The sequence below is a fragment of the Kitasatospora sp. NPDC127121 genome (assembly GCF_042677305.1).
Classification (GTDB): domain Bacteria; phylum Actinomycetota; class Actinomycetes; order Streptomycetales; family Streptomycetaceae; genus Kitasatospora.
In genome coordinates this window covers 86,683-96,903 of sequence record NZ_JBHXTQ010000001.1, presented here as the reverse complement: position 1 = coordinate 96,903, position 10,221 = coordinate 86,683, and the positions used below count along the sequence as shown (strand labels likewise).

Annotated in this window: 10 protein-coding genes; 4 read left to right on the top strand and 6 right to left on the bottom strand. The window is 70.8% G+C overall.

Annotated features, from left to right (window positions below):
- Positions 1-51: 51 nt before the first annotated feature.
- Positions 52-978: a DUF4232 domain-containing protein gene (locus tag ACFVHI_RS00460; protein ID WP_380334171.1), complete on the bottom strand. Its 927-nt coding sequence runs from the start codon at positions 976-978 to the stop codon at positions 52-54.
- Between the two features lie 267 nt (positions 979-1,245).
- On the opposite strand from ACFVHI_RS00460, the gene ACFVHI_RS00455 reads away from it, so the two are divergent.
- Entirely contained in the window at positions 1,246-2,151 is a 906-nt protein-coding gene (locus ACFVHI_RS00455) for a hypothetical protein (protein WP_380334168.1), read from the top strand.
- Between the two features lie 84 nt (positions 2,152-2,235).
- On the opposite strand, the gene ACFVHI_RS00450 is transcribed toward ACFVHI_RS00455, so the two are convergent.
- The 3 genes from ACFVHI_RS00450 to ACFVHI_RS00440 form a co-directional block, all read right to left on the bottom strand.
- Complete coding sequence (locus ACFVHI_RS00450; RefSeq protein ID WP_380334165.1) at positions 2,236-3,360, bottom strand: catalase family protein; 1,125 nt, start codon at positions 3,358-3,360, stop codon at positions 2,236-2,238.
- Between the two features lie 55 nt (positions 3,361-3,415).
- The gene (locus ACFVHI_RS00445) at positions 3,416-4,771 is read right to left on the bottom strand and encodes a Dyp-type peroxidase (RefSeq protein ID WP_380334162.1); all 1,356 of its coding nucleotides are present in this window, start codon (positions 4,769-4,771) and stop codon (positions 3,416-3,418) included.
- A gap of 321 nt (positions 4,772-5,092) precedes the next feature.
- On the bottom strand, positions 5,093-5,683 hold the full coding sequence (locus ACFVHI_RS00440; RefSeq protein ID WP_244293777.1) for a hypothetical protein: 591 nt from the start codon (positions 5,681-5,683) through the stop codon (positions 5,093-5,095).
- A 249-nt stretch (positions 5,684-5,932) separates the two neighbouring features.
- Between ACFVHI_RS00440 and ACFVHI_RS00435 the strand changes: the two genes are divergently transcribed.
- The gene (locus ACFVHI_RS00435; RefSeq protein ID WP_380334159.1) at positions 5,933-6,610 is read left to right on the top strand and encodes a GAP family protein; all 678 of its coding nucleotides are present in this window, start codon (positions 5,933-5,935) and stop codon (positions 6,608-6,610) included.
- A gap of 190 nt (positions 6,611-6,800) precedes the next feature.
- Here the strand turns inward: ACFVHI_RS00435 and ACFVHI_RS00430 are convergent, their stop codons facing one another.
- Positions 6,801-7,256 carry a MarR family winged helix-turn-helix transcriptional regulator gene (locus ACFVHI_RS00430; RefSeq protein ID WP_380334156.1) on the bottom strand — a complete coding sequence of 152 codons (456 nt, stop codon included), beginning with the start codon at positions 7,254-7,256 and terminating at the stop codon, positions 6,801-6,803.
- 239 nt (positions 7,257-7,495) lie between these two features.
- On the opposite strand from ACFVHI_RS00430, the gene ACFVHI_RS00425 reads away from it, so the two are divergent.
- Together ACFVHI_RS00425 and ACFVHI_RS00420 are read left to right on the top strand one after the other, a co-directional pair.
- Positions 7,496-8,125 carry an isochorismatase family protein gene (locus ACFVHI_RS00425; protein WP_063351891.1) on the top strand — a complete coding sequence of 210 codons (630 nt, stop codon included), beginning with the start codon at positions 7,496-7,498 and terminating at the stop codon, positions 8,123-8,125.
- A 185-nt stretch (positions 8,126-8,310) separates the two neighbouring features.
- A complete protein-coding gene (locus ACFVHI_RS00420; RefSeq protein WP_380334153.1) occupies positions 8,311-9,171 on the top strand; it encodes a DUF4240 domain-containing protein in 861 nt (286 codons plus the stop codon).
- A gap of 103 nt (positions 9,172-9,274) precedes the next feature.
- On the opposite strand, the gene ACFVHI_RS00415 is transcribed toward ACFVHI_RS00420, so the two are convergent.
- Positions 9,275-10,156, bottom strand: a complete 882-nt coding sequence (locus tag ACFVHI_RS00415; protein ID WP_380334150.1) for an SDR family oxidoreductase — start codon at positions 10,154-10,156, stop codon at positions 9,275-9,277.
- Positions 10,157-10,221: the final 65 nt, after the last annotated feature.

The window sequence follows — 10,221 nt, the reverse complement described above, 5'->3', positions numbered from 1 at the left end:
GAAAATTCTCCCAGCACGAGAGCACGCCAGGGAGGACCGCCGGCGCCCCGCTCACGGCCGGCTGTCCTCCCTGGTCCAGGCGCCGACGCCGAGCCGCCCCGTGGTACCCAGGTCGATCTCCGGGACGACCATCACCGGGGCCGCGTCAGGGGTGGCCCGGACCCGCACGTAAGGGGCGTTCACCGGGTTGCCGGCCTCCACGGTGTTGCGCCACACCAGCGTGGACCGGGCGCCCTCTCCCGGGCGCAGCACGACCTCCTGCGGCGGGTCGTCCGCGCCGGTGCCGCTGGCGATCCCGGCGCCGCCGGACAGGAAACGCACCCCGTCGACCGGCCGGTGCTCCACGTCGAGCAGTTGCAGCTTCGGGTAGCCGTTGACGGACACCGCGGACGTCCCGCAGTTGCGCAGGTGCAGGCCGACCACGCGCAGGCCCATCGCGGCGTCGCCGTCGTCCGCGTACAGCCGCAGGCCTGAGGTCGGGCAGGGGCCGCCCGGCTGTGAGGCCTCGGCGCTGGGCACACTGCGGACCTGGACGATCTTCACCAGCGGTCCGGCGCCCGGCCGCGCCTGCCCGTGCCCGTCCAGCTCGATCCGCCCCTTCGCGGTGGCCCCCGGAGCGAGCGCGGTGACGACCTGCGTCACGTTGTCCAGCGCACCTCCGGCCGCCGAGAGCCGGCTGAACACCGCTGTGACATCAGAGGTCTCGTCCCCCGGATTGGTGACCTCGTACTCCGCGCAGGCCGCACTGGCGGCCGTGATCCGCACCCCGCCCTGCGCGAGCCCGGGCGACGCCTGCCCATTGCGGGACGCCGACGGCACCGGCGCCCCGCACGGCCCGGCACCGCCGGTGGCCGCCGAAACCCCGGTCGCCCGCTCTCCGCAACCCACGAGCAGGGCTGCGCAGACCGCGACCACCGCGACAGCGGCAGCGGGCCGGCGGGCCGTCAGGTGATTCCCGGCGTTCTCGAACTGATGCATCAGCCGATGCGATCACGAACCACCCGCAACGCCTATGAGCTGCGCCACTGCCCGCGCAACAGGACCGCAACGATCCGCCCGGCGCCCGCCGAACCGAGGCCGGTCAGGCCTCCGGGCGCCCCTTCGCGCCCGCCGGCACCATCGCCATCGCTGGCCGGGCCCCGTTGCCCGATGGTCCGAACCGGTCGCCTTCCGGTGCGGGGCGTGGTCTGCCGCGCGCGGTGGGGGATGTTCCGCGCCGGAGGCCACCCACAGAAAGGATTCTTCATGGTGGAGCACGTGTTCGCGCGCATGGTACGGACGGTGACCGTCTCGGCCCTCGCCCTGGCGACGAGCGTCGGTGCGAGTGGTACGGCCGGCGCCGCCTCGCCGGAGGAGCACCCCGTCGAGGTGAGCATCGGAGCCTCCGGCCTGCAGGCACCGGACACCGCGAAGGGCGGCCTGGTCAGCTTCCGGGTCAAGACGGACGACCCGAACGGCCGACAGCTGCAGCTGCTGCGTCCGTACGAGGGAGTGACCATCGACCAGGTCCTCCGGGACCTCGCCGACGCGGTCAGCCCGTCGCCGGCCACCGCGGGCGCCGGGATCCGGGCGGTGAACGGCGAGGCGGACCTGCTGGGCGGGGCGCTGGTCACCTCGCAGGTGCACGAGCAGTTCACCGAGGAGGTCAGCCCCGGGCCGGTCTACCTGCTGGACCTCACCGCGTTCCGGGCGGACCCGGCCCACCCGGTCTCCAGGAAACTGAACCTGGTCGGTACGAACGGCCAGAACGACAACCAGGTCCGCTTCGACGACGGCATCGTGATCGAGAAGGACACGGCCGAGGGCCCGCGTTTCCAGACCGAGGACGTCGACCACGCGCACCTGGCCTACCTGGTGCACGACGAGTCGAAGCAGATCCACGAGATGCAGCTGCGGCCGATCGGTGCGGACACCACCGACGAGCAGATCGGGGAGTACCTGAGGGACGTCGCGCTGGGCGGCCTGCCGGCCCGGTCCCCGTTCACCGGGCCGGCCACCGGCCTCGGCGCCATGTCCGGCGACCGCACCGCCTCCGTGCAGGCCCACGGCCTGCAGCCCGGACGGTACGTCCTGCTCTGCATGATTCCCGACGAGCGGACGGGCGTCCCGAACGCCGGCCTGGGCATGCGCAAGATCGTCACCCTGAAGTGACCGGCCGGGCCCTGGCACGCCGGCGGCAGCGGGCTGTCAGGGCCGACCGCCCCGGTCGACGCACCGTCGCGGTGGTGGGCCGGGTCAGGCGCCGAGTACGTCGTCGGCGCTGCGGGGTTCCGTGCGCGACTGCCGGTTGAGCCTATGGCGCGCGATGGAGGACTGCCGGTAGACCTCCTTGCGGGCCCGCATGATGTTGCCCAGGGGTGCGTGCTCGGCGGTGACCCGCCAGGGCGTGAAGGACAGCGAGTCCATCTTCTCCAGGTTCTCGGGGCCGGAGATGTCCTGCTGCGGCAGCCGCAGCTTCGCCACGGTGACGGACGGCGAGAGCTGCTCGGGCCACTCCACGGTGGTGTCCTCCACCGGCATCCGCTCCAGGTCGGTGCAGAGCTGGACCTGGATGTCGAAGGCGTAGGGCCGCTCCTGCAACTCGGCTTGCAGGGCCGGGCGGAAGAACTCCGCCCCCGAGGCCGGGTCGATGGTGCGCCGCACCACCGCCGCGGCGAAGGACGGCTCGGGGGTGATGCGCACCTTGGCGATGTAGTCCCCGTGCCGGACCGCGCCCATCGTCCAGTAGCTGGACAGCAGCAGGTTCGCCGGAGGCGTCTTCGACAGGCGCAGGAAGGCCAGGAACTCGTCCCAGGCCCAGTCCTCCTGGTCCAGCGTTCCTTTCCCGGTCACGAACTCGGTGAAGAACCGATGCGCGCCGGGTCGGCCCTGGGAGAAGTACGCCGGCGCGTTCAGGAACAGTTCCTGGATGAACAGGTAGTGCTCGACCGTGTTGCAGAAGAAGACCGGTCCGTTGATGTTGGCGTAGTCGAACGTGCCCGTGTCCGGTTCGTCCTCCAGCAGGGTCGGGCCGGGGACGTCGAACATCTTCAGCGCCAGTCCGGTGGCGGCACCCAGCCGCGCGTCGGCTCCCGCGTGGGGCGAGCCGTTGGAGAAGCGGATCAGCGCATCGTGGGTTCCCGCAGTCGCGTAGATTCCCTGGGCGTACTCGGGGGGCAGCCCGGCCAGGATCTCCACTTCCCCTCGGACCAGCCCGTAGCCCTTGGCGTGGGCGTCGCGCAGGGCCCGTCCGGTGCCACCGGCCTCGACCGACTCGGCGATGTAGCTCTCGGTCTTCTCGATCACCGTCTGCACGTTGCGGTCGAAGTGCGGGTCGTCGTCTTCGACGTCGGGCGTGTAGCGGACGAACTGTGCTGTCATGACTCCGACCTCTCCTCGGAGAGCGTGATCGGACCTCAGGGGGTGGGAATCGCCCTCAGTCCTCCAGCTCGGCGAGCCAGCGCAGGGCACGCAGACCCGGCAGGAAGCAGTACTCGCCGCCGCGGGTGACCACGAAGCTGGGCAGGTTCTTCAGGCGGCGCCGGACCGGCTTCTCCGGGATGGTGATGTTGCCGGTTCCGCCGTGGTGTCCGGCCACCGGGTCCTTCTCGCCGGGGTAGCCGATGAAGTTGCCGTCGTTGACCCATTCGGCCTTGATGAACTCGAACTGCCGTTCCAGATGGGCCCCCATGAACACGCCGACCAGGCCCCGCTCCGCGCCGTCGTCCTCCAGCACGCCCTCCGGCAGCGGCGGGCCGTAGGTGGTGCCGCGACGGATGAGCCGGTGCATCCGTGCGTCGCCGATGATGGTGGCATCACGGGGGTTGGTGCGCCGGATGTGCGCCCCGGCCGGGCACCGGAAGCCGCGATCGTCGTTCTCCCGGTACAGGAAGTCGTTGACGCGGCGCGGATCGGCCGCCAGCGCCGGATCATCGTGCTCCGGCGCCAGCGTCAACGGCGCCCCGCTCGGCCAGCGCCCGACCATCTTCGCCGCCAGCAGTGTCTCCTCCTCGGCGCTGGAGCTGTTCGCACGAAGGTACCGGCGCCAGGCCGCCACGTTGGTGTGGATCTTGCGAACGGCCACGTAGGTCCCGTTGCGTCCCAGCACGTCGGGGCTGGGCACGGGCGGCAGGCCGCCGGTCTCGTCGGGGTAGCCGAGGATGAACTCGCCGGCCTTGATCGGGGCTTCCTGCGGGTTGGAGCCGGGCAGCCCGACGCCCTCGATGTTCGGATGGCTGATGCCGTCACGGAATCCGAAGGTGGTACGCCCGGTCGGGAGCTGGTGGACCTCCTGCTGCCAGATCACCTGGACACCGGGCGTGCCCTCGTAGGCGACACGGGCCCGCCCCAGCTCCCTCTCCAGCTGCGCCGCATCGGAGGACAGGGCGCTCAACGCGATGTGGACCTCACCGGTTCCGAACGGGGCCTCCCAGCGGGCCGGTGCACTCTCGCCCACGTCACCGATCAGCTCCGCCCGAGCGGCCATGCCCTCACGGAACGCCCGCGGAAAGCTGTCCAGGGACTCCTGGGGCACCCCCAGGGCCCGCAGCCCCTGGTGGGTGAACGCCACGGTCACCCAGGCATCCCGGTTCGGGTCCACACTGGGCAGACCGCCCGAGGTCAACGGGAGCAGTTTGCGCAGCAGGGCGCGCCCGACGTGCCGGTCATCCACGCGCAGGAAGACGAACCGTCCCTCGTAGGGCACGGGCCGTGGACGCAGGGCCCCGCTCTGGACGTCGTCGATCTCGACGCGCACGCCGCCCGCCGCGCTGCCGCTGTCCGCTGTGTTCATGGTCGCTTGTGCCTCTCCACATCCGTCTCCACATCTGTCTCTCTGCATATGTCCCTGCGCATCTGTCTCCGCCTGGACAGCCCGGCAACGGCCGGCTCGCACCGGCCGACCTGGTCCACCGATGGTGGGTGGGCTCCGATGGTCGGCCGTGCCCGGGTGCTAGGGGCTCTCTTTCGGATCACGCCGGGCGCGCGACGCCGGAGCACGCACCTCGCCGCGTTGTCGTCGGTCGCCGATGCTCCGCATGGACTCCCTCCTCCGCCTTGCGATGCACGCACTCCGACGCCGCGCGCTGATCCGACGTGATCCGAAAGAGAGCCCCTAGGCCGAGGCTTCCTCCAGCAGCTTCTGGAAGGCCGGCGTGGCCACCAACTCCGCGTTGGCCGGGTTGTCCAGCGCCGCCCGGAACTGGGGGGTGTCCAGCACCTCCTGGAACGCGTCGTCCACGCGGTGGTCCTTGTAGATCTGCTGGACGGTGAGGTCGGGATAGGCGCTGACGAAGACCCCCGCCGGCTCCTGGTGGGCGACGAACCAGTCCTTCACCCCCGGATCGGCGACGCCGGGGAACCCTTCGCTGTGCGAGAAGACCTTGTCGAAACGGGACCCGACCACCGTCTTGGCGAAGTCGTCGATGTAGGTGTCCCAGGAGCCGTCGAAAACGCTGGCGAACATGAACCGGGTGTCGTCGTCGAAGATCACGTGCCGTGCGTCATGCAGGGTGCCGATCTGGCGCACCGCCGCATGGGCGCTCTCGTCATGCGCCGCGTCGGCGAGCGTCGCGAGATCCTCACGCAGCGCATCCGCATGGCCCGGCTTGATCTTGGTGAAGACGGTGAACTCACTGCAGACCCCATCCGACCTGCCCGGGCGCTCGGGGTGAGCCGATTGGGTAGCGCCTGTCATCGCGGTCATCGTGACGTCCTCCTGCCGTGGTCGGTGCGAGGGACGCCAACCGCCCGAACATGAGGCGCCATCGCCCTCACCTCTTCATCCTGACCCGAGCGCGGTGGGGGCACCACTGGGCGACGAGCAGGCCAAGGCCTTCAGAGCTCCGAGAAGCTCATGAGGACAGCTTCGTCAGAGCGCAGGATCATGGAACTGGAACATGGGCCTGCCGGGTTCGTCGTCGTCACGCGCTCTGACTCCCCTCTGGAGGCAATCATGGGCAAAGTTCTCGGTGACATCCTGGGTCTCGCCGCCGGCGTCGCGATCAGCCCACTCCCGATCATCGCCATCATCCTCATCCTCGCCACGCCTCGGGGACGCCTCAACGGAGTCCTCTTCACCGTCGGCTGGATCCTGGGACTCTCGGCGCTGGGCGCGGTGATGCTGGCGATCGCTTCCCCCGCAGGCGCCTCCGCCCACCATCACCCGGCCACCTGGGTGGGAGTCCTCAAGCTCGTCCTGGGCCTGCTCCTCGTCCTCTTCGGCGTCCGGCAATGGCACCGGCGCCCGAAGGATCCGTCGCAGGCCCAGCTGCCGAAGTGGATGAGCGCGATCGACCGCCTCACGCCGGTCAAGGTCCTCGCACTCGGACTGGCCCTGTCCGCGCTCAACGCCAAGAACGCCCCGCTGACCCTCGCCGCGGGCGCCGCGATCGGCTCGGCCGGACTGCCGGCAGGGCAGCAGATCGCCTCGCTGGCGATCTTCGTCGTGATCGCCACCCTCGGCCTGTTGGCCCCGCTGGGAGTCTTCGTGCTCGGGGGAGAGCGAGCCCAGACCACGCTCGGCAACTGGAAGGACTGGGCAGCTCAGCACAACGTCGCCGTGATGGCGGTCCTGTTCTTCGTGCTCGGGCTGAAACTGTTCGGAGACGGGATCTCCGTCCTCACCTCCTGACAGGCCGCTCTGATCGACAGGGCACGCCCTAGGGGCTCTCTTTCGGATCACGCCGGGCGCGCGACGCCGGAGCACGCACCTCGCCGCGTTGTCGTCGGTCGCCGATACTCCGCATGGACTCCCTCCTCCGCCTTGCGATGCACGCACTCCGACGCCGCGCGCTGATCCGACGTGATCCGAAAGAGAGCCCCTAGTCTTCGCGCCGGGTCTCGCGTTGGAGATCGGCCACGTGGTGGAGGGCGGTCTTGAAGGCGGCGTACTCCCGCGCGCCCAGGGCCTTCGCGTGGCGCTCCTCGATCGAGCGCATGATGGCGGCGGCCGCCTCCATCTGGAGCAGGCCTCGTTCGGTGGGGTGGATCAGTTTGGCGCGGCGGTCCGCGGGGTCGGGTCTGCGTTCGACGTAACCCAGGCGTTCGAGGTCGTCGACGAGGGTCCCGATGACCTGCTTGTGCTGTCCGGAGGCGCGGGCGAGTTCGCTGGCCCGGATGCCGTCGGTGCGCAGGTAGGCGAGCACGGCGCCGGCGCGGGGCTGGATGTCGTCGAAGCCCTGTTCGGCGAGCACGGTGAACAGCTCGCGCTGGACGGAGAAGAGCACCCGGGCGGCGAGCACGCCGAGGTCCGGTTCCGCCGCCTGGTGTCCGCTCAACGCCTCTCCCGCTTCCGCCGTCTTTGGGCCCGTCTGCCGCTCCGCCCTGTGACCAGCAACTTTAGTCGCCCGCCCGGTGGGCTCGGGCGGGGCCCCAGGCGTTCCGGCGCCCCGCCCTGACCAGTGCTTGCGCCCTGGGGGGCAGGGGTATAGCGTCGAAGTAGTCACTAATCTTGACTATCAAGATTAGTGACTACTGGCCGCCAACGGAGCCGTGGTTCAACCCGAAGGAGCGCACGATGAGCGAGCACAGCAAGTTCCTGGAGCCGGTCACCCGGGAGAACGCCGCCGTGGTCCTGGTCGACCACCAGGTGGGCCTGCTGTCCGGTGTCCGGGACATCCCGCTCGGCGAGCTGAAGCACAACGTGGTGGCGCTGGCACGCGCGGCGACCGTGCTCGGCATCCCCCTGGTCGTCACCACCACCGCGGCCGACAGTATGTGGGGGCCGACCACCCCGGAACTGGTCCAGGCCCTGCCGGCCGGACAGCGGATCATCGACCGCAGCACGGTCAACGCCTGGCACGACGCCCGGGTCCGCGAAGCCATCGAAGCCACCGGGCGGCAGAAGCTGATCTTCGCCGGAGTGTCACTGGAGGTGTGCGCGGCGCTGCCCGCGATCGCCGCGACGGCCGCCGGGCACCACGCGTACGTCGCCGTGGACGCCTCCGGCACCTTCAGCCAGGCCAAGCGCGAGGCGGGACTGCTGCGCATGCAGCAGGCGGGCGTCACCGTCTCCGACTACGCCACCCTCATGGTCGAGGCCCTGGCCGACAACGCCGCCCCCGAGGCCGGCGACCTCTACGCCGCCCTCGACATGCCCTTCGCCGTCCTGGTCGGCCAGATCTCGGCGGCCGCCCGCCCCGCGTAACGGCCGGCACACCCACCTCACCCGGCCATCGCCGACCCACACCACGGGGGGATGTGCCTCGCTCCGTCGCTTGTCAGTGCCAGCTGGCATGCTGCCGGGCAGAAGAGGACGGCAACGGGTGGCAAGGGCTGTGTGCGATGGGTTTTGAGGGCGGGGTCTGGCGTCTGGTGCGCGGGGAAGAGCTGGTGGGCGAGATCGTGGTCGAGGAGACGGACTTCCCCTGGCTCCACGGGCGCTTCGTGCCGGGAACGGCGTTCCCCGCCGTCCAGCCGCTCTTCGCCCGTTCGCTCGCGCTGTCCGAGGCGGAGGACTGGGAGGCCTTCGACGACGCGTACGACGAGATCACGCGCACCGTGTCGATGCTCTCGCCCTCGGGCCCGGTCGCCGAGTTCCTGCTGCACATCCAGGACGACAGGGCTTGGTTCCGGTGGAGTGACGAGCCGTTCGAGGACGTGGACGGGCCGTTCGAGGGCGTGGACGGGCAGGGCGGACGTGAGGCGGGCAGTGCCGGACCATCCGCGGGAAGTGACGTCGACGTCGACCACGGCCTCGACCTGCCGGTGATGACCTGGGAGCGGTTCTGGCAGTTGATCGAGGTCCTCGGGGGCGAGGCCGGTACCGAGACGTGCGAGCGCCTCGAAGCCGCCTGCGCCCGCCTCACCGAGGTTCTCGCACGCGAACCGCTGGGCCAGATCATCGGCTTCGGTGAGCGTCTCGCCGAGGCGCTCCACCGCCTGGACCAGGAGCAGTTCGGGACGCTGCCGATCACCGGGGCGGTGTTGCCCGACGGCTCGCCGTTCCCTCAGTCGAGCGACCACTTCCTGTACGCGCGAGCTGCGGTCGTGGCTGCGGGCCGCGACGTGTACGAGAGCATGTTCCACGATCCCGAACGGTTCGCTCCGTACACCGCGCGACAGTGTGAACCGCTGCTCTACGTGCACGAGGAGGCGTTCGAGCTCGTGACCGGGACGGAGTGGGACCGCCTCACCCGCTACGACTACGAGTCCTGCTCGAACGCGGACGGTTGGCCCGAGCTGCGCGGCTGAGCGCCGCCTGTCGCAGAGCACCGCTCGCCGCAGGCCCCGGCCCCGCTCGGCGGGCGAGCGGGGCCGGGTTCCCTGGCGGTCGCCGGTCCGTCCGGCAGGCGGCTCAGGCTTCGATGTTCTCCAGGTCCGCGAGCAGGCCCGGGTGCGTCGGCTTCCAGCCGAGGGCGGCGCGGGTGTGAGCGCTGGAGGCGGGCTGGTCGGCGGCGAAGACCGGGCCGAGGGGGCCGAAACTCTCCTGCGGCACCGGCTCGACCGGAAGGCCGAGCCGCCGTCCGATGACCGAGGCGATGTCGCGTACCGCGTCGCCTTCGTCGGCGACGGCGTGCCACGCGCTTCCGGCCGGGGCCTTCTCCAGGGCGAGCCGGAACAGGACGGCGGCGTCGAGCGCGTGGACGGCGGGCCAGCGCTGCGCGCCGTCTCCGGGGTAGCCGACGACGCCGGTGCCGCGGGCGATGTTGGTGAGCAGCCCGGCGAACCCGCCCTGGCCCTGGTTGTGGACCGTGCGCGGCAGCCGTACCGCCGAGCTGCGCACGCCGCGTGAGGCGAGTGCGAGTGTGCGGTTCACCGACAGGCTGCGTCCGCTGACGGGGCCGTCCAGCGGCAGCGGGTCTTCCTCGGTCGAGGCGCGTCCCGCCACGAGGGGCGTGCCGGACGCGGTGACGAGAGGCCTGTTCGTGCCGACGAGGGTGTCGCCGAGGGCCGCGAGTGCGGCGCTCTCCTCGGCGATCCCTCGTGCGAGTGCGTCGGGCGAGCTGAAGTCGTTGCTGAAGGCGAGGTGGATGACGCCGTCCGCCTGTTCCGCGCCGGTCCGCAGCACGTCGAGGTCGGCGAGCCCGCCGCGGAGCACGTCGGCGCCGGCGGTTTTCGCGCTGGCCGCGGAGGCGTCGGATCGGGCGAGGGCGGTGACCAGGTGGCCTGCGGCGAGCAGTTCGGTGACGACGGCAGAGCCGATCAGGCCTGTGCCGCCGGTGATGAAGACGCGCATGGTGAGCTCCGAGGAGTGATGCGACTGTTGTCTCATCACTGTACGACGCGATGCGACACTTGTCC

Bases quoted from the DNA above. Each gene is read 5' to 3' on its own strand.
- ACFVHI_RS00460 (WP_380334171.1), bottom strand. From the start codon at position 978: ATGCATCAGTTCGAGAACGCCGGGAATCACCTGACGGCCCGCCGGCCC.
- ACFVHI_RS00455 (WP_380334168.1), top strand. From the start codon at position 1,246: ATGGTGGAGCACGTGTTCGCGCGCATGGTACGGACGGTGACCGTCTCG.
- ACFVHI_RS00450 (WP_380334165.1), bottom strand. From the start codon at position 3,360: ATGACAGCACAGTTCGTCCGCTACACGCCCGACGTCGAAGACGACGAC.
- ACFVHI_RS00445 (WP_380334162.1), bottom strand. From the start codon at position 4,771: ATGAACACAGCGGACAGCGGCAGCGCGGCGGGCGGCGTGCGCGTCGAG.
- ACFVHI_RS00440 (WP_244293777.1), bottom strand. From the start codon at position 5,683: ATGACCGCGATGACAGGCGCTACCCAATCGGCTCACCCCGAGCGCCCG.
- ACFVHI_RS00435 (WP_380334159.1), top strand. From the start codon at position 5,933: ATGGGCAAAGTTCTCGGTGACATCCTGGGTCTCGCCGCCGGCGTCGCG.
- ACFVHI_RS00425 (WP_063351891.1), top strand. From the start codon at position 7,496: ATGAGCGAGCACAGCAAGTTCCTGGAGCCGGTCACCCGGGAGAACGCC.
- ACFVHI_RS00415 (WP_380334150.1), bottom strand. From the start codon at position 10,156: ATGCGCGTCTTCATCACCGGCGGCACAGGCCTGATCGGCTCTGCCGTC.